A 17,907-nucleotide genomic window follows, 5' to 3' on the forward strand; every position below is an offset into this window, starting at 1 on the left:
GGGCCTTCGCGAGGCCAGCGCCGCAGGCAGTCACCATGGGGGCACGGAAGTCAGTTCCTACCCTCGGTCCACCTCCTCGTCGATGTCAACAAGCAGGAGGTTGCCCAATGAGCGCCGCGCCGGGCCGCCCCAAGCAAGCTCGCTCCCGCTTGGCGGGACAGCGCGTGGCGCGAAGGGTGCACCAGTGACCGCCCCGGGCCAACGCTGGACGCCCGGCCGCCTGCTCGCCTGGGCGGCGCTGCTGGGCATGCTGCTCGTCACGCTGCTGCCGCTGTGGTTCGCGCTGAAGACGGCGCTGGTGCCGCCCCAGCAGCTCTACGAGCAGTCGGCCAGCCTGGTGCCGCGCGACCCCACGCTGCTGAACTTCCGCCGCGTGCTGGGCCTGCTGTCGCCGGAGCAGAGCCTGGCCGTCGGCGGCTCCGGGGCGGAGATCAACTTCCTGCGCGCGCTGGGCAACTCGGTGCTGTTCACGGCCATCATCGTCACGCTGCAGGTGGGCTGCGCGGCGATGGCGGCCTATGCCTTCGCGAGGCTGCGCTTCCCGGGGCGCGACCTGCTGTTCGCGCTGTTCGTCGGCACGATGATGGTGCCCGGCGTCGTCACCTTCATCCCCAACTTCATCCTCATCAAGGAACTGGGCTGGCTGGACACGCTGGCCGGCATGGTGGCGCCGTTCTGCCTGATGCAGGGCTTCTCGGTCTTCTTCCTGCGCCAGTTCTTCCTCGGCATCCCGCGCGACATCGAGGAGGCCGCGCTGCTGGAAGGCGCGTCGCAGGCCTATATCTTCGCCCGCGTCGTGCTGCCGCTGTCGTCTTCGGCCCTGGCCACCATCGCGATGCTGACCGGCATCAACATCTGGAACGAGTTCTTCTGGCCCTATCTCGTCGCCAAGGACGAGGCCCACCAGGTTCTGACCGTGGCCCTGCAGACCTTCAAGTCCCAGACGCCCCAGGGCCAGCCGGACTGGACCGGCCTGATGGCGGCCGCCGCCGTCGCCGTGCTGCCGGTGCTGCTGCTGCTGCTGGCCTTCGGGCGGCGCGTCATCGAGTCGGTCCAGTACAGCGGAGGCAAATGACGATGCAGCGAATCCTGGCCATCGCGCTCGCGCTGGCGGCCTCGCTGGCCCAGGCCGTCGAGGTGCGCTACATGCTGTGGGACTCCGACCAGCAGCCCGCCTACCGCGAGTGCGCGCGGCGCTTCGAGCAGCAGCATCCCGACATCAGCATCAAGTTCCAGCAGGCCGGCTGGGCCGACTACTGGACGGCCCTGTCCACCGGCTTCATCGCCGGCACGGCGCCCGACGTCTTCGTCAACCACCTGGCGAAGTTCCCCGAGCTGATGAAGAACGGGCAGCTGCTTGACCTGGCGCCGTTTTTGCGCCGCGACCCGGTCGACCCGCAGGCCTTCATGCCCGGGCTGTTCGGCATCTGGGGCCGCAACGGCGCGCAGTACGGCCTGCCCAAGGACTGGGACATGGTGGCCCTGGCCGTCAACCTGGAGATGGCGGAGAAGGCCGGCATCACGCGCGAGGAGCTCTGGTCCATGACCTGGAACCCGGTGGACGGCGGCAGCTTCGAGCGCATCGCGCGCCGGCTGTCGCGCGACCGGGCCGGCCGCTCGGCGGCCGATCCCGGCTTCGACCGGCGCCGCGTGAGCGTCTACGGCTTCCAGACGCCCGGCCCCGGCGGCGCGCTGGGCCAGACCGAGTGGAGCCATTTCGCCGCCTCCATGGGCTTCACGCTGCAGGACCAGCCCTGGGCGCCGCGCCTGCACTACGACGACCCGCGCCTGGCCCAGACGCTGGGCTACATCGCCGGCCTGCCGGGCAAGGGCATCTCGGCCCGCTTCGAGCTGACCCGCTCGCTGGGCTCGGCCGCGATGTTCATCGCCGGCAAGGCGGCCATGGTGCCCGAGGGCTCCTGGATGGTGGCCAACTTCGCCCGCAACGCCCATTTCCGCCATGCCTGGGTGCCGCTGCCCGTGGGGCCCAGCGGCCGGCGCGCCAGCATGATGAACGGCTTGGGCGACTCCATCTGGGCCGGCACCCAGGTCAGGGAGCAAGCCTGGCAGTGGGTGCGCTTCATGGCCTCGGCGCAATGCCAGCGCGTGGTGGCCGAGGCCGGCGTCACCTATCCGGCGCTGCGCGGCATGGCCGAGCTGGCCGTGCAGGCCCAGGCGCGGCGCGGTGTCGACGCCGCGGCCTTCCTGGCCATGAGCCGCGAGCGCAACTTCCCCATGCCCATCGCGGAGCACGGCGCCGAGATCGACGACTGGGTGGGCACGGCCATCGAGTCGGTGCTGATCGGCAAGATCGGTGCCGCCACCGCCCTGCAGACCGTCGACGCCCGCGTGCGGCGCCTGCTGCAGCCCTGAACGCACCCACGAGAATCCCATGGCCGGCATCGAACTGTCCTCCGTCTGCAAGACCTATGCGGGCGGCGTCCCCGTCATCCGCAACGTCGACCTGCACATCCGCGACGGCGAGTTCTGCGTCTTCGTCGGCCCCAGCGGCTGCGGCAAGTCCACGCTGCTGCGCATGGTGGCCGGCCTGGAAGAGATCAGCGCCGGCGAGCTGCGCATCGGCGGCCAGCGCATGAACGACACGCCGCCGGCCCGGCGCGGCGTGGCCATGGTGTTCCAGAGCTATGCGCTGTTCCCCCACCTGACGGTGCGGGAGAACCTCGCCTTCGGCCTGACGATCGCCGGCGTCGACAAGGCCACCATCGCCACCAAGCTCGACGGCGTGGCCCGCAAGCTGCAGCTCGAGACGCTGCTGGAGCGCAAGCCCAAGGCCCTGTCCGGCGGGCAGCGCCAGCGCGTCGCCATCGGCCGCGCCATCATGCGCGAGCCCGGCGTGTTCCTGTTCGACGAGCCGCTGTCCAATCTCGACGCCGCGCTGCGCGTGCAGACCCGCTTCGAGATCGCCAGGATCCACCGCGAGTTCGGCCGGGCCTCGACCATCTACGTCACCCACGACCAGGTCGAGGCCATGACGCTGGCGGACCGCATCCTGCTGCTCAACGCCGGCGAGGCGGTGGCGCGCGAGGGCAGCGTGGCCCAGTGCGGCTCGCCGCTGGAGCTCTACCACCGGCCGCGCAACCTCTTCGTGGCCGGCTTCATCGGCTCGCCGAAGATGAACTTCCTGCCGGCCAGCGTCGTCGAGGGGCGCGGCGACGGCGCCCGGCTGCGGCTGGCGACCGGCGAGCTGCTGGAGGCGGCCGTCGATGCCGCCGCGCTGCCGGCCGGTGCGCCCGTCACCGTGGGCATGCGGCCCGAGCATGCCGAACCCGGCGCGGCCGGCCAGCACATCGTGCGCGAGCTGCGCTGGCAGGAGCGCCTGGGCGAGGCCACCTACCTCTACCTCGACGGTGAGTTGACCGTGAAGGCGCCTGGCCAGGCCCATGCCGATGCCGGCCAGCGCCTGGCCGTCACGCTGCCGGCCACGGCCCTGCACCTGTTTGACGAACAAGGCCTGGCGCTGCCACGCTGCATCCCGGCCCCCGACCTGCGCCTGCCGGAAGCCGCATGAAGCCGCCCGAAACCATGACCGCCGACTACCTTTTCCTGCACGGCCGCCGCAGCAGCCTCGTCCTCGAACTGCCGCCCGGCGAGGCGCCGCTGTGGCGCTACTGGGGCCCGCGCCTGCCGGATGCCGTCGACCCGGGCGCGGCGCTGCGCGCGACCCGGCCGCTGCCCAGCTTCATGCTGGACAGCGACCAGCCGCTGGCCGTCGCGCCCAGCTTCGGCGTCGGCTGGTTCGGCCAGAGCGCGCTGCTCGCCCACCGCGGCGGCCGCGACTTCGCCCAGGCCTTCACGCGGTGCGAGGTCGACTGGGTCGAGCCGGGGCGGGCCGTCGTGCTGCGGCTGACCGATGCGGTCGCGCGGCTGCGCCTGGACCTGCATCTGCGGCTGGACGAAGCCAGCGACGTGCTGGTCGCCCGCAGCGAGCTGACCAACCTCGGCGACGGCGAACTGGACCTGCAATGGCTGGCCGCCGCCACGCTGCCGCTGCCGGGCGATGCCGACCAGGTGCGCTTCTACGCCGGCCAGCATATGCACGAGTTCCTGCTGCAGACCGAGGCGCTGACCCGCTCGCTGTGGCGCCGCGAGAGCCGGCGCGGGCGCACCACGCAGGACTGCTTCCCGGGTGCCGTCGTGACGACGCCCGGGGCCACCGCGCACGCCGGCCTCGTCTACGGCGCGCACCTGGCCTGGTCGGGCAACCATGCGCAGACCATCGAATGGCTGAACGACGGCCAGTACCAGTGGCAGTTCGGCGAATGGCTGGCGCCCGGCGAGGTGCGCCTGGCCCCCGGCGCCACGCTGGCCACGCCCGAGCTGGTGGCCAGCTGCTCGACCGAGGGCCTCAACGGCCTGGCCGCCAATTTCCACGCCGAACTGCGCGCCCGCCTGCCCTGGCACGGCGGCGCGATGAAGCCGCGCCCGGTGCACCTGAACACCTGGGAGGGCTTCTATTTCGATCTCCAGCCCGACAAGGTCAAGGCGCTGGCCACGGCCGCCGCGGCGCTCGGCGTCGAGCGCTTCGTGCTCGACGACGGCTGGTTCAATGCCCGCCACCACGACCGCGCCGGCCTCGGCGACTGGTGGCCCGATGCGACGAAGTTCCCGCAGGGGCTGGGCGAGCTGGTCGCGCATGTGAACGGGCTGGGCATGGAGTTCGGCCTGTGGGTCGAGCCCGAGATGGTCAACCCCGACAGCGAGCTGTTCCGCGCCCATCCGGCGTGGGCGCTGCAGCTCGCGGGCCGGCCGCTGATCACCGCGCGCAACCAGTTGGTGCTGGACATCTCGCGGCCCGAGGTGGCCGACTACCTCTTCGACAAGATCGACGCGCTGCTCGCGGCCCACCCCATCGCCTACCTGAAGTGGGACCACAACCGCGACCTGACCACGGCCGGCCTGGCCGACGGCACGGCCGGCTACCGCGCCCAGGTGGGCACCGCCTATGCGCTGATGGACAGGCTGCGCGCGGCCCATCCCGAGGTCGAGATCGAGAGCTGCTCGGGCGGGGGAGGGCGCATCGATTTCGGCGTGCTGCGCCACACCCACCGCGTCTGGACCAGCGACTGCATCGACGCGCTGTCGCGCGTCGCGATGCAGCGCGGCTTCCTGCAGTTCTTCCCGCCCGAGATCATGGGCGCCCACATCGGCACCTCGCCGGCCCACACCACCGGCCGCACCCAGAGCATGGCCTTCCGCGCGGCCGTCGCGCTGCCCGGCCATCTGGGCGTGGAGCTGGACGCGCGGCTGTTCGACGACGCGACCCGCGCCGAGGTGTCGCAGTGGATCGCGCTCTACAAGCGCTGGCGCGAGCGCCTGCACCACGGCCGCGTCTGGCTGGGCGAGGCGGGCGACGGCCTGGTCTGGCAGGCCCATGGCGACGCGTCGGCGAGCGACGTGCTGCTGCTGGTCTATCGCACCGAGCCGAGCAGCTTCAAGTACAACCCGCCCGCCCGCCTGCCGATGCTGGACGCCGGCGCGCGCTACCGCGTCAGGCGCATGCGCCAGGCGCCCGCCGCCGGGCATGACGGCTTCGGCCCGTCGACGGACTTCTTCGATGCGCTGGAGCAGGGCGTCGAGCTCGATGGCGCCTGGCTGGCCCGCGCCGGCCTGCCGCTGCCGCGCTCGGTTGCCGAAACCTGCTTCATCGTCCACCTCGAACGCCTATGAACTTCGACCCCGCAGAACATTCGCACCGCCGCCGCAACCCGCTGACCGGCCAGTGGGTGCTGGTCTCGCCGCATCGCGCCAAGCGCCCCTGGCAGGGCCGCCAGGAAGCCAGCGCCGCGGCCGAGCTGCCGCGCCACCACCCGGGCTGCTACCTCTGCGCCGGCAACACCCGCGTCAACGGCCAGGCCAACCCCGACTACCGCGGCACCTATGTCTTCACCAACGACCATGCCGCCTTGATGCCCGAGGTGCCGGACGCGCCGGCCGGCGATGCGCTGTTCCAGGCCCAGGCCGCACGCGGCACCAGCCGCGTCATCTGCTTCTCGCCCGACCACTCGCGCACGCTGCCGGAGCTGGCGCGGGACGAGATCGTCGCCGTCGTCGACACCTGGTGCGAGCAGAGCGCCGAGCTGGGCCGCGAGCATGCCTGGGTGCAGGTGTTCGAGAACAAGGGCGATATCATGGGCTGCTCCCAGCCCCATCCGCACGGCCAGATCTGGGCCACCGGCTTCCTGCCCAACGAGGCCGCCACCGAGGACGCCCACCAGCGCGAGCATTTCGCGGCCCAGGGCCACCCCCTGCTGCTCGACGTGGCGGCGCGGGAGGCCGGCGGCGAACGCGTCGTCGTGCAGAACGAGGACTGGCTGGCCATCGTGCCCTTCTGGGCCACCTGGCCCTTCGAGACCCTGCTGCTGCCGCGCTTCGCGGTGCAGCGCCTGCCCGAGCTGACGGCCGCGCAGCGCGCCAGCCTGGCCGACGCGCTACGGCGCCTGACCTCGCGCTACGACAACCTGTTCCGCTGCTCCTTCCCCTATTCGATGGGCTGGCATGGCGCGCCCTTCGACGCGCGCGACGCGTCGCCCTGGCAGTTGCACGCGCATTTCTATCCGCCGCTGCTGCGCTCGGCGACGGTGCGCAAATTCATGGTCGGCTTCGAGATGCTGGCCGAGGCCCAGCGCGACCTGACGCCGGAGCAGGCCGCGGCGCAGCTGCGCGCGGTCAGCGACGTGCATTACCGGAGCGCGCCATGACGGCCCGCGAACGCGCCGCTGCGGCCTTCCGCGCCGCCTTCGGCGCCGAGCCCGCGCTGCAGGTGCAGGCGCCGGGGCGGGTCAACCTGATCGGCGAGCACACCGACTACAACGACGGCTTCGTGCTGCCCTGCGCCATCGATTTCGGCACCTGTGTCGCCGCGCGGCCGCGCGACGACGACCAGGTGCAGATCGTCGCGGCGGACTGCGACGGCGCCATCGACCGCTTCTGCGTCGGCACGGCCATCCCCCACCACGAGCACGCCGCCTGGGCCAACTACGCGCGCGGCATGGTGCAGATGCTGGCGGCGCGTGGCCTGGCGCTGCGCGGTGCCGACCTGGCCGTGGCCGGCGACGTGCCCCAGGGCGCCGGGCTGTCCTCGTCGGCCTCCTTCGAGGTGGCCATCGGCCAGGCCTTCAAGTCGCTGCAGGGCCTGGCGCTGGACCCGACCGAGCTGGCCCTGACCGCCCAGCGGGCCGAGAACGAGTTCGTCGGCTGCAACTGCGGCATCATGGACCAGCTCATCTCGGCCCGCGGCCAGGCCGGCCATGCGCTGCTGATCGATTGCCGCAGCCTGGATGCCGAGCCGGTGCGGCTGCCGCCCGACCTCGCCGTCATGATCGTGCACTCGCGCGTGAAGCGCGGCCTGGTGGACAGCGAATACAACACGCGCCGGCGCCAGTGCGAGGCCGCGGCCCGCCACTACGGCGTGCCGGCCTTGCGCGATGTCGACCTCGAACGTCTCGAAGCGGGGGCCGCGGGGCTGGACGAAGTGGTCTACCGCCGCGCCCGCCACATCGTCACCGAGAACGCGCGCACGCGGGCCGCCGCCGTCGCGCTGGCCGAGGGCGACCTCGTGGCGCTGGGCGCGCTGATGGCCGCGTCGCATGCGTCCATGCGCGACGACTTCGAGATCACGGTGCCCGCCGTCGACCGCCTCGTCGAGATCCTGCGGCAGGCCATCGGCCCGCAGGGCGGGGCGCGCATGACGGGGGGCGGCTTCGGCGGCTGCGTCGTCGGCCTGCTGCCGCGGGGCCGCGTCGACGCGGTGCGCGCGGTGGTCGAGGCCGGCTACCGCGCCCCGGGCGGGGAGGCGCCGACGGTCTGGGTCTGCCGGGCCAGCGCGGGTGCCGGGCCGGGTTGACGCTGCTTGTCGTTTGCGGTGACCCCTGAGAGGATGCCGGCAATGTCCAAGTCAGCCCCAAAAGAACCCGTCGCCACGCCAAGCGCCGGCGAGCAGCGTCGCCTGCAGATGGTCGACATCGCCCGCCTGGCGGGAGTGTCGGTGTCCACCGTGTCGCGCGCCCTCAACGGCAGCGAACTCGTCAACGCCGAGACCCGCCAGCGCGTCGCCGAACTCGCCCGCTCGCTGAACTACTCGATCAACTTCGGCGCGCGCAATCTGCGGCTGCAGGAGAACAAGACCGTCGCCGTCGTCGTGCCCTACGACGCCAAGTCGCGCCAGCACATCTCCGACCCCTTCTTCCTGTCCATCGTCGGCGCCATCGCCGACGCGCTGACCGACCGCGGCTACGACATGCTGCTGTCCCGCGTCGATGCCGAGCACCTCGACCTGGCCTCGCACTGGTTCGATTCCGGCAAGGCCATCGGCGTGATCCTGATCGGCCAGTGGCGCCACCACGATCAGCTCAACGAGATGGCCGCGCGCAAGCTGCCGCTGGTCGTCTGGGGCGGCGAGATGCCCCAGCAGCTTTATTGCAGCGTCGGCGGCGACAACGTGCTCGGCGGCAGCCTGGCCGCGCGCCATCTGCTGCAGCTCGGCCGGCGCCGCATCGCCTTCGTCGGCGACGCCAGGCTGCCCGAGGTCTGGCTGCGGCGCCAGGGCTATGCCCAGGCGCTGCGCGAGTTCGGCGTCGACGTGGACCCGGCGCTGGAGCTGCCCGCGCCTTTCGAGCCCGGCGCGGCGACCGATGTCGTGCACGAGTTCTGCGCCAGGCGCCGCGACTTCGATGCCGTCGTCTGCTGCAGCGACGTGCTGGCCCTGCTGATGATCCAGGCGCTGCGCGCCGCGGGCCGCAGCGTGCCGGGCGACGTCGCGCTGGTCGGCTACGACGACATGCCGCTCGCCGCCTATTGCGATCCGCCGCTGACCACGGTGCATCAGCCCGTTGCCGAGGCCGGCGTCGAGCTCGTCGAGACGCTGCTGTCGCAGCTGCACGGCAAGCGTCTCGGGCCGCGCACCCTGCCTGTCTACCTGAAGTTGCGCGGGAGCGCGCCCGACGCGGCGGGTTGAGCGGCCCGGGGCGGGGCGGACGGCTGCCGCGGCCCCTTTCCGGGATGGCGATGGTGGCGTTCGCGTTGAAAATGCAATCGATTGCAAATTGCGCTGGACTCACCCAGAATGCCGATGGGCACGCGGTGAACGGCATGGGGCCGTCACGACGTCCGGGTCTGCACCCATCCACCATGACAAGCATCCCGTCGACCTCCGAGGACTTCTGGCGCCCGGCGCTGCATTTCACGGCCGAGCGCTTCTGGATCAACGATCCCAACGGCCTGGTGTTTGCCTGCGGCCAATGGCATCTGTTCTTCCAGCACAACCCCCAGGGCAACACCTGGGGGCATATGAGCTGGGGGCATGCCGTCAGCCGCGACCTGCTGCACTGGCGGCACCTGCCCCTGGCCATTGCGGAAGACCCGACCCACATGGCCTTTTCCGGATCGGTCGTGATCGATGACAAGGGCACGAGCGGGTTGGGCGACGGCGGGCAGGCGCCGCTGGTGGCGATCTACACCGCCTGCGCCCAGCCGCCGGCGCGCCACCAGGCCCAGCATCTGGCCTTCAGCAACGATGGCGGCACCCGCTGGACGAAGTACGCGGGCAACCCGGTGCTGGACATCGGCGCCGAGAACTTCCGCGACCCCAAGGTGTTCTGGCACGGGCCCAGCGGTCGCTGGGTGATGGCCGTGGTGCTTGCGCACGGCCGCATCGTCAGCTTCTATGCCTCGGCGGACCTGAAGCACTGGTCCCACCTCAGCGACTTCGGCCCGGAAGGCGGCGTGCAGGGGATCTGGGAATGCCCCGACCTGATCTCCGTGCCGGTGAAGGATCACGCCGGGCGGCGGGCCTGGGTGTTGAAGGTCGATGTGTTCGAGGGACATCCGAGCGGCGGCTCCGGCGCCCAGGTCTTCATCGGGGATTTCGACGGCCAGAGCTTCCAGTCGACTCAGCCCGCACGCTGGATCGACCACGGTAGCGACTTCTATGCCGCGATCTCGTGGGCCCATGTGCCGGCCGAGGACGGGCGCTCCGTCTGGCTGGGCTGGATGAACAACCATCGCTACGCCGCCGCGACGCCGACCCTGTCCTGGTGCGGGGCCATGAGCATTCCGCGCGTGCTCCATGTGCGGGATGATGGCGCTGCGCTGCTGCTGTGCCAGGAGCCGGTGTCGGAGTTGCAGGCGGCGCGGCGCGAGCAGCGGCGCTGCGGGCCTCTCGGTCTGGGGGCCGGCGGCGCGGACGAGGTCGTTGGGCTGGGCGCGGGCGACGTGCTCGATCTCGACATCGTCTGGCGGCCCGGCACGGCCAGGGAGTTCGGCCTGCTGCTGCGCTGCGGCGGCGAGCAGGCGACGCGGGTCGGCTGGGATGCCGAGCGCCGCGCCTTGTTCGTCGACCGCCGCCAGAGCGGCCCCGGCCCGGACGACCCGGTCTTCCGGTCGCCCCAGTACGCGCCGTTGGCGCCGCAGGCCGACGGCAGCGTCAGGTGGCGGCTCCTGCTGGACCGCTGCAGCGTCGAAGTGTTCGCCGATGGCGGCGCCGTCGTGCTGACGAATCTGATCTTTCCTTCGCCCGGCAGCCGTGAACTGAAGGCCTTCGTGAGCGGCGGGGCGGCCGAGCTGGTGACCATGGAGTGCTGGACCTTGGAGGCCTAGCGAGCCCGATCCGTCATCTGGGATGCAGAGTTTTCCCTCAGATGCAATCGATTGCAAAATGACTGGATGTGGCTGAAAATTGACTCATCCGGAAAAGCCGGCGATCGAGATCGACATGACAAGAACAGGAGACAACATGCCCCGAGAGCAGGTGGCCGCCAGCACCGTCCTTGTGCTGGGCGAAGCCTTGATCGACGAGTTCCACGACGGCCCGGTGGTCGGCGGGGCGCCGTTCAATGTCGCGCGCTCCCTGGCCGTGCTGGGCGCGCCGGTGCACTTCGTCAGCCGTATCGGCGCCGAAGACGCCGCGGCGGCCCTGGTGCTGGAAAGTGCCCGCGAATACGCGCTGCCCGTTGCCGGCCTGCAGCGCGATGCCCGCCGTGCGACGGGGCGCGTCAGCGTGCTCGAATCTCCCGACGGCGGGCATCGGTTCCAGATCCACGCCGATGCGGCCTGGGACCACATCGAGGTGCCCGAGTTGGAGCCGCGCTGGGCCGAGGGCTGGCTGTATTTCGGCAGCCTCGCACAGCGCAGCCCAGTGTCGCGCCACAGCCTGCGTGCCCTGGCCAAACGCAACCGCGGGCCGGTGTTTCTCGACCTGAACCTGAGGCCCGGCGAATCGCTGCGCGAGCTGGCCGCCGAGTCGCTGATGCTGGCCGACTGGGTCAAGGTGAACGAGGACGAGCTCGCGCAGTTGCAGGCCTGGTTCGCGCCTGACGGCGTGGCCGCGCTGATGGCGCGCTTCGTGTTGACCCGGCTGCTGGTGACGCGCGGTGCGCAGGGCTTCGAGCTGTTCGGCCCGGGCGGGCGGTCGATGGACGGCGGCGCCGGCGTGTTGCAGCCGCAGCTGCGGGACACGGTGGGGGCGGGCGACGCCTTCACCGCGATGCTGCTGGCCGGCCTGTGCCTGGGCCGCTCGCTCACTGGCACGCTGGGCCTGGCCAACCGCTACGCCGCCGCGATCTGCGGCCTGCGCGGGCCGCTGCCGGCCGATCCGGTGGTGCTGTCCACGTGGCGTGCCGCCCTGCACGCGCTGCCCGCCGCGGAGGCCTGACCATGAGCCAAGCCCTCGCGATGGACAAGCCCCGCCTGTCGGTCTCGCAGATCGTGAACATGAATGTCGGCTTCCTCGGCATCCAGTTCAGCTTCGGCCTGCAGCAGGCCAGCATGAGCCCGATCTACCAGATGCTCGGCGCCGAGGGCAAGGATCTGCCCTATCTCTGGCTGGCCGGCCCCATCACCGGGCTGCTGGTGCAACCCCTCATCGGCGCAATGAGCGACCGCACGACCCACCGCCTGGGCCGGCGCACGCCTTACTTCCTGCTCGGCGCGCTGATCTGCTCGCTGGGCCTGCTGCTGATGCCCTTCAGCCCGACCTTGTGGTTCGCGGCCGGCCTGCTGTGGATCCTGGATGCCGCCAACAACGTGACCATGGAGCCCTACCGGGCCTATGTCAGCGACCGCCTGCGCGAGGAGCAGCATGCGAGCGGCTTCCTGACCCAGGCCTCCTTCACCGGCCTCGCCCAGACCTTGGCCTATCTGACGCCCAGCATCCTCGTCGGCCTGGGGATGAGCAAGGATGCCCTTGGCGCCAACGGCATCCCGGTGGTCACGACGCTGGCCTTCATGGTCGGCGCGCTGCTGTCCTTCACGACGGTCTACTGGTCCATCCGCCGCGTGCCCGAGCTGCCGCTGCCGGCCGACGAACTGGCGCGGCTGCGCGCGCTGCCGCGCGGCCTCGGGCCGGCCCTGGCCGAGATCTGGCAGGCGCTGCGCGACATGCCGCAGACGATGCGGCGCCTGTGGTGGATGGCGCTGTTCCAGTGGTACGGCATGGTCTGCTACTGGATCTACATCGTGCCGACGCTGGCCGCGACGGTGTTCGGCACCGACGACCCGCACAGCGCGGGCTTCCGCGACGCGGCGCTGCTGAACGGCCAGGTCGGCGGCTTCTACAACGTCGTCGCCTTCTTCGCCGCCTTCGCGATGCTGCCGTTCACGCGGCGCTTCGGCGCGAAACGGGTGCATGCCTTCGCGCTCGCCTGCGCGGCGGCCGGCATGTGGGCCCTGCCCGGCATCCACGGCAAGGCGCTGCTCTTCCTGCCCATGGTCGGCATCGGCCTGGCCTGGGGTTCCATCATGGGCAACCCCTATGTGCTGCTGGCCGGCAGCATCCCTCCCGAACGTGCCGGGGTCTATATGGGCATCTTCAATATGTTCATCGTGATCCCGATGCTGATCCAGTCGCTGACGCTGCCGCTGTTCTACGACGGCCTGCTGGGCGGCCGGCCCGAGAACGTCATCCGCCTTGCCGGCGTGCTGCTGGCCCTGGCCGCGCTGTGCGTGCTGGCCGTCAAGACCCCGAAGTCCTCCTCATGAAGAACCAAGTCCAGCTCATCACCTATGTCGACCGCCTCGGCGGCCAGCTCGACGGCGCCGACCTGGCCCGGCTGAAGAAGCTGCTCTGCGAGCCTGGCCAGCCCTTGGCGGGCGTGTTCGGCGGCGTCCACCTGCTGCCCTTCTTCCATGCCATCGACGGCGCCGATGCCGGCTTCGACCCCATCGACCACAGGCAAGTCGACCCGCGCCTCGGTGGCTGGGACGACATCAAGGCGCTGACCGAAGGCCTGGACGTGATGGCCGACGTCATCGTCAACCATATGTCGAGCGAGTCGCCGCAGTTCCTCGACTTCGCGCAGAAGGGCGAGGCCTCGGCCTATGCCGGCCTGTTCCTGACGCTGGACGCGGTGTTTCCGAACGGCGCCACCGAGCGGGACCTGCTGGCCGTCTACCGCCCGCGCCCGGGCCTGCCGCTGACCTATGCGACGCTTCAGTGCGGCGAGCGCCGCATCCTGTGGACCACCTTCACCGCGGCGCAGATCGACATCGCCGTGCAGCACCCGCAGGGCCGCGCCTACCTGGCGAGCATCCTGCAGACCTTCGCCGCCAACGGCATCCGCATGGTGAGGCTGGACGCCGTCGGCTATGCGATCAAGAAGGCCGGCGCGAGCTGCTTCATGATGCCGGAGACCTTCGACTTCATCGCCGAGTTCGCCGCCGAGGCGAAGGCGCTGGGCATCGAGGTGCTGGTCGAGATCCATGCCTATTACCAGCGCCAGATCGAGATCGCGTCCCAGGTCGACTGGGTCTACGACTTCGCGCTGCCGCCGCTGGTGCTGCACGCCTTCGCGTTCAAGACGGCCGCGGCGCTGAAGCGCTGGATCGCTGTCCGCCCGCCCAATGCGCTGACCGTGCTCGACACCCATGACGGCATCGGCATCATCGACATCGGCGCCGACGCGGGCGACCGCGCGGGCCACCCCGGCCTCGTGCCGCCCGAGGAGCTGGACGCGCTGGTGGAGCGCATCCACGCGGCCAGCCAGGGCCAGAGCCGCAAGGCCACGGGTGCCGCGGCCAGCAACCTCGACCTCTACCAGGTCAACTGCAGCTTCTTCGACGCGATGGGCCGCGACGAGACGGCCTATCTGCTGGCCCGCGCGATCCAGTTCTTCCTGCCCGGCGTGCCCCAGGTCTACTACGTCGGCCTGCTGGCCGGCCACAACGACATGGAGCTGCTCGCCCGCACCCAGGTCGGCCGCGACATCAACCGCCATCACTACGACGCGACCGAGATCGCGCGCGACTGCGAGCGCCCCGTCGTGCGCCGCCTCATCGAGTTGATCCGTCTGCGCAACCGCCACCCGGCCTTCGGCGGCGCATTCAGCGTCGAGGCCAGCGGTGCCGACGAGCTGCACCTGCGCTGGCAACAGGGCGCCGACTGGGCCGCGCTGCGCGTGGACTTCGCCAGCCTCGCGCATGAGCTGAGCTTCAGCGCCGATGGTGGCGCGACCGAACGCTTCGCCTTCAGTTGAGCGTCAGCCTCGCTGCGCAGAATCCCGGCCAATCCAACCTAGAAACGGTAGTTGGGCAGGCCCGAGGGCGCGCCGAGGCGGGCGGCTGGCAAGGCGCGACGACGAAGTGGGCTCATGCCCACGAGGAGGAGCAACGCAGCCAGCGGTCCGAAGCGGCGTGCCAGCGGGCTTGCAGCGCTGCTCACCGAAGTGGTGAACATGGCGTCGTGAGCCAGGTCTTGATGCACCGAGACTTTCGACGAGTAGCAAGCGGTCAACTGCCGTTTCTAGGTTTTAACCCCGGGAGTCCCGAGCATGTGGAAGATCATTGTTGGCTTCGTCCTCTTTGCCGTGCTGGCGCTGTTCGTGCTGATGAAGAGCGGCGGCGGCATCGACATGAGCGGCGAGAAGCACGACGTGGGCGCGGCGGCGGAGCCGGCGGCTTCGACCGCAGCCGTTGCCGACGCGGCATCCGCACCGGCCTCGGCCGCTTCGCAGTGAGTCTTCAGTGAGTCTTTGAGTCCTCGCCGGCGGCGCGCTGCGGCGCCAGCAGGGGCAGCTTCATCAGCATCTGCGTGCCCTGGCCGGGCGAGGACTTCACCTCGATCTGGCCGCCCAGCACATTGGTCACGATGCTGTGCACGATGTGCATGCCCAGGCCCGAGCCGCCGGTGCCGAGCTTGGTCGTGAAGAAGGGATCGAAGATGCGCCGCCGCACGGACTCGTCCATGCCGCGGCCGTCGTCCTGCACGCTGAGCTCGACCTCGGTGTCGCTCAGCCGCGCGCAATGCACGCACACGCGGCCCTGCTCCAGGCCCTCGAAGCCGTGCAGCAGCGCGTTCATCAGCAGATTGGTCAACACCTGGCCGAGCGCGCCGGGGTAGCTGTTCATGACCAGGCCGCGGGCCAGCTCGGTGTCGATGACGAAGGGCGTGTGCTTGAAGCTGGGCTCGACCATGACGAGCACGTCCTCGACGACCTTGGCGAGGTCGAAGTCGCGCCTCAGGTCGGCCGTCTGGTCGATGGCCACCTGCTTGAAGTCGCGCACCAGGTCGGCGGCCTTCTGCACATTGCGCTGCAGGATGTCTTGGCCGCGGCGCGTGTCGCGCGCCAGTTCCTCCAGCATGCTGCGGCGCAGCTGCGTCGTGCCGGCCAGCATGGCTTCGAGCTGCTTGTAGCGGTCGTTGAGCGCGGACACGACGGTCAGCGCATTGCCCAGCGGCGTGTTCAGCTCGTGCGCGACGCCGGCCACCAGCCGGCCCAGCGAGGCCAGCTTCTCCGACTCGACCAGCTCGCGCTGCGCCTTCTGCAGCGTCTCCAGCGCGTTGGACAGCTCGGCGTTGCTGGCCGTCAGCTCGCCGGTGCGTTGGGCCACCGTTGCCTCCAGGTTCAGGTTGTGCTGGCGCAGTGCCTCGAAAGCCGACAGCAGGGCCTGGCGCATGCGCTCCATGGCCATGCCGACGCGCGCGATCTCGTCCGCGCCGCCGACGTGCAGGGGTTGGTCCAGCCGGCCGGCGGCCAGCGCCTCGGCCGCGCCGGTCAGCTCCGTCATCGGGCGTAACACGAAGCGCTGCAGCACCCACAGCATCAGCACGAGCGACAGGGTCAGCGTCAGGCCGCTGCGCCAGAAGGTGCGCCAGACCTCGGCCTGCTTGGCCTGCAGCAGCGGCGCCGCGCTCATGCTGACGGTCAGCCGCGCGATCTCGCGGCCGTCGCGCTGGATGGGGCGGGTCTGGCTCAGCACGAGGTCTTCGTCGCCGCGCTCGCCGGGGCGCTGCTGCGACAGGAAGGGCGCCGAGGCCGCCGGCTCGACGACCAGCACGGACACGAAGCGCGGGTCGTCCATCTGCGCCTTGACCATGGGGTCGGCCAGGTCGGGCGAGACCTGCCAGACCGGCTCGGCCAGCGAAAGCGCCATCACCTCGGTCGCGCGGCCGAGGTCGCGCCTGAGGTCTTCCATCGCCGTGGTGCGGGTCTTCTGGCCGTCGTAGAGCAGCACGGCCGTCGTCGGCAGCAGCAGGCCCAGCAGCAGGGCCACCACGACGGCGATGGTCAATGAATCGCTGCGCAGGCCGAACAGGCTGCGCGGGGCGGCCGGCGGCCTGGACGCGTTGGGCGGGGCAGGGCTTTCGGGCATGTTTTTGGAAGCCAGGGGCCGCGCGAGTTTAGGCCCAGGAGTCCGGTCGAAATACGCGTTTGGGGCCGTGAACAGGTTCGCGCAGGCTCGGGTTTTTCCTGGGTTGGCGGGGCTGCGGCCCGCCGGGGGCTTGGCCCCACAATCTGCCGCCACTGAAGCGCCGCAGGCGCATGGGCTGGAGAAGACTGTGAAACCTTGGGTCGGCCTGGTGGCGCTGCTTGCTGCCTGCTTGGGGATGGATGGCGCGTTCGCGCAGGGCGGCCTGCGCATCGGTATGGTGGCCGGCTTCACGGGGCCCGTCGCCAGCCTCGTGCGCGAGAGCGCCGAGGGCGCCAAGCTCTATTTCGATTCGGTCAATGCCCAGGGCGGCATCAAGGGCCAGAACATCGAGCTCGTCACACAGGACGACAAATACGACCCCGCGACCGCCGTGGCCGAGGCCAAGTCCCTCGCCAGCCAGGGCGTGCTGGCGCTGATGCTCAGCCGCGGCATCGGGCCGACCGAGGCCCTGCTGCCGGTGCTGAAGGAGAACCGCCTGCCGCTGATCGCTCCGGCCGTCGGCGACATCAACCTCTACGAGCCGGCCCAGCCCTACGTCTATTTGCTGCGCGCCAGCTACCAGCGCGAGGCGCAGCGCGCGGTCCGCCACCTCGCCGGCATCGGCGTGAAGCGCATCTCCATCGTGCAGGTCAACGACCCCTTCGGCAACGACGCCAGCAAGGGCGCCATCAAGGGGCTGGACGACATGAAGCTGCGCGCGATGTCGCGCCTGCGCTTCGACCGCAACAAGCCCGAGCTGGGCCCCGTCATGCAGGCCATCGCCAAGGCCGGCATCGAGGCCCTGGTCATGATCGGCCCGGGCTATGCCGTCGTCGAGGGCATCAATGCGCTGCGCGCCGCCGGCTCGACGGCCCATGTCGCGACACTGTCCAACAACGCCTCGGCCGACTTCGTGAAGTCGCTCGGCAAGGATGCCCGCGGCGTCATCGTGACCCAGCTCTTCCCCTATGAACGCTCCACGGCCAGCCCGCTGGTGCGCGAGGCCCTGGGCCTGGCCAAGTCCGCCGGCCGCGACGAGCTGACGCCGGCCCAGCTGGAAGGCTTCGCCGCCGCCAAGCTCGTCGTCGAGGCGCTCCGGCGCGCCGGCAAGGACGTGAGCCGCGAGAGCCTCGTCAAGGCGCTCGACGGCGCGCGTTTCGACCTGGGCGGCCTGCAGGTGCACTACACCGACAAGGACCACAGCGGCCTGGAGTTCACCGACGTGTCCATCGTCGGGCCGGACGGCAAGTTCTGGAGATAGAGCTC

At 70.7% G+C, this 17,907-nt stretch carries 14 protein-coding genes; 13 read left to right on the forward strand and 1 reads right to left on the reverse strand.

Annotated elements, in window-relative coordinates:
- Positions 1-184 precede the first annotated feature (184 nt).
- From NYP07_RS22165 to NYP07_RS22220, 12 genes are all read left to right on the forward strand, one after another.
- On the forward strand, positions 185-1,075 hold the full coding sequence (locus NYP07_RS22165) for a carbohydrate ABC transporter permease (RefSeq protein WP_268154068.1): 891 nt from the start codon (positions 185-187) through the stop codon (positions 1,073-1,075).
- Positions 1,076-1,077: 2 nt separating this feature from the next.
- On the forward strand, positions 1,078-2,373 hold the full coding sequence (locus NYP07_RS22170; RefSeq protein ID WP_268154070.1) for an ABC transporter substrate-binding protein: 1,296 nt from the start codon (positions 1,078-1,080) through the stop codon (positions 2,371-2,373).
- 19 nt (positions 2,374-2,392) lie between these two features.
- The gene (locus NYP07_RS22175) at positions 2,393-3,529 is read left to right on the forward strand and encodes an ABC transporter ATP-binding protein (RefSeq protein WP_268154072.1); all 1,137 of its coding nucleotides are present in this window, start codon (positions 2,393-2,395) and stop codon (positions 3,527-3,529) included.
- Positions 3,526-5,688, forward strand: coding sequence for an alpha-galactosidase (locus NYP07_RS22180; protein ID WP_268154074.1), 2,163 nt, complete (start codon positions 3,526-3,528; stop codon positions 5,686-5,688). Before NYP07_RS22175 ends, NYP07_RS22180 begins: the two co-directional genes overlap by 4 nt.
- The gene (locus tag NYP07_RS22185) at positions 5,685-6,719 is read left to right on the forward strand and encodes a UDP-glucose--hexose-1-phosphate uridylyltransferase (RefSeq protein ID WP_268154075.1); all 1,035 of its coding nucleotides are present in this window, start codon (positions 5,685-5,687) and stop codon (positions 6,717-6,719) included. The genes NYP07_RS22180 and NYP07_RS22185 overlap by 4 nt, the downstream gene beginning before the upstream one ends.
- A complete protein-coding gene (gene galK, locus NYP07_RS22190) occupies positions 6,716-7,864 on the forward strand; it encodes a galactokinase (RefSeq protein WP_268154077.1) in 1,149 nt (382 codons plus the stop codon). Before NYP07_RS22185 ends, galK begins: the two co-directional genes overlap by 4 nt.
- Positions 7,865-7,906: 42 nt before the next feature.
- On the forward strand, positions 7,907-8,974 hold the full coding sequence (locus tag NYP07_RS22195) for a LacI family DNA-binding transcriptional regulator (RefSeq protein WP_268154079.1): 1,068 nt from the start codon (positions 7,907-7,909) through the stop codon (positions 8,972-8,974).
- Between the two features lie 173 nt (positions 8,975-9,147).
- A complete protein-coding gene (locus NYP07_RS22200) occupies positions 9,148-10,614 on the forward strand; it encodes a glycoside hydrolase family 32 protein (RefSeq protein ID WP_268154080.1) in 1,467 nt (488 codons plus the stop codon).
- A 136-nt stretch (positions 10,615-10,750) separates the two neighbouring features.
- Positions 10,751-11,668: a PfkB family carbohydrate kinase gene (locus NYP07_RS22205; RefSeq protein ID WP_268154082.1), complete on the forward strand. Its 918-nt coding sequence runs from the start codon at positions 10,751-10,753 to the stop codon at positions 11,666-11,668.
- Between the two features lie 2 nt (positions 11,669-11,670).
- On the forward strand, positions 11,671-12,993 hold the full coding sequence (locus NYP07_RS22210) for an MFS transporter (RefSeq protein WP_268154084.1): 1,323 nt from the start codon (positions 11,671-11,673) through the stop codon (positions 12,991-12,993).
- Positions 12,990-14,486, forward strand: a complete 1,497-nt coding sequence (gene gtfA / locus NYP07_RS22215) for a sucrose phosphorylase (protein WP_268154086.1) — start codon at positions 12,990-12,992, stop codon at positions 14,484-14,486. The genes NYP07_RS22210 and gtfA overlap by 4 nt, the downstream gene beginning before the upstream one ends.
- 294 nt (positions 14,487-14,780) lie before the next feature.
- Positions 14,781-14,966 carry a hypothetical protein gene (locus NYP07_RS22220; protein WP_268154088.1) on the forward strand — a complete coding sequence of 62 codons (186 nt, stop codon included), beginning with the start codon at positions 14,781-14,783 and terminating at the stop codon, positions 14,964-14,966.
- Positions 14,967-14,970: 4 nt separating this feature from the next.
- Here the strand turns inward: NYP07_RS22220 and NYP07_RS22225 are convergent, their stop codons facing one another.
- Complete coding sequence (locus NYP07_RS22225; protein WP_268154090.1) at positions 14,971-16,602, reverse strand: sensor histidine kinase; 1,632 nt, start codon at positions 16,600-16,602, stop codon at positions 14,971-14,973.
- Between the two features lie 187 nt (positions 16,603-16,789).
- Between NYP07_RS22225 and NYP07_RS22230 the strand changes: the two genes are divergently transcribed.
- Entirely contained in the window at positions 16,790-17,902 is a 1,113-nt protein-coding gene (locus NYP07_RS22230; protein WP_268154092.1) for an ABC transporter substrate-binding protein, read from the forward strand.
- Positions 17,903-17,907 lie beyond the last annotated feature (5 nt).

Source organism: Pelomonas aquatica (assembly GCF_026712205.1).
Classification (GTDB): Bacteria; Pseudomonadota; Gammaproteobacteria; order Burkholderiales; family Burkholderiaceae_C; genus Pelomonas; species Pelomonas aquatica.

Excerpts from the sequence above, each read along its gene's own strand:
- NYP07_RS22205 (WP_268154082.1), top strand. The coding sequence starts at position 10,751 with ATGCCCCGAGAGCAGGTGGCCGCCAGCACCGTCCTTGTGCTGGGCGAA.
- NYP07_RS22175 (WP_268154072.1), top strand. The coding sequence starts at position 2,393 with ATGGCCGGCATCGAACTGTCCTCCGTCTGCAAGACCTATGCGGGCGGC.
- NYP07_RS22210 (WP_268154084.1), top strand. The coding sequence starts at position 11,671 with ATGAGCCAAGCCCTCGCGATGGACAAGCCCCGCCTGTCGGTCTCGCAG.
- gtfA (WP_268154086.1), top strand. The coding sequence starts at position 12,990 with ATGAAGAACCAAGTCCAGCTCATCACCTATGTCGACCGCCTCGGCGGC.
- NYP07_RS22220 (WP_268154088.1), top strand. The coding sequence starts at position 14,781 with ATGTGGAAGATCATTGTTGGCTTCGTCCTCTTTGCCGTGCTGGCGCTG.
- NYP07_RS22170 (WP_268154070.1), top strand. The coding sequence starts at position 1,078 with ATGCAGCGAATCCTGGCCATCGCGCTCGCGCTGGCGGCCTCGCTGGCC.
- galK (WP_268154077.1), top strand. The coding sequence starts at position 6,716 with ATGACGGCCCGCGAACGCGCCGCTGCGGCCTTCCGCGCCGCCTTCGGC.
- NYP07_RS22200 (WP_268154080.1), top strand. The coding sequence starts at position 9,148 with ATGACAAGCATCCCGTCGACCTCCGAGGACTTCTGGCGCCCGGCGCTG.
- NYP07_RS22225 (WP_268154090.1), bottom strand. The coding sequence starts at position 16,602 with ATGCCCGAAAGCCCTGCCCCGCCCAACGCGTCCAGGCCGCCGGCCGCC.
- NYP07_RS22180 (WP_268154074.1), top strand. The coding sequence starts at position 3,526 with ATGAAGCCGCCCGAAACCATGACCGCCGACTACCTTTTCCTGCACGGC.
- NYP07_RS22195 (WP_268154079.1), top strand. The coding sequence starts at position 7,907 with ATGTCCAAGTCAGCCCCAAAAGAACCCGTCGCCACGCCAAGCGCCGGC.
- NYP07_RS22185 (WP_268154075.1), top strand. The coding sequence starts at position 5,685 with ATGAACTTCGACCCCGCAGAACATTCGCACCGCCGCCGCAACCCGCTG.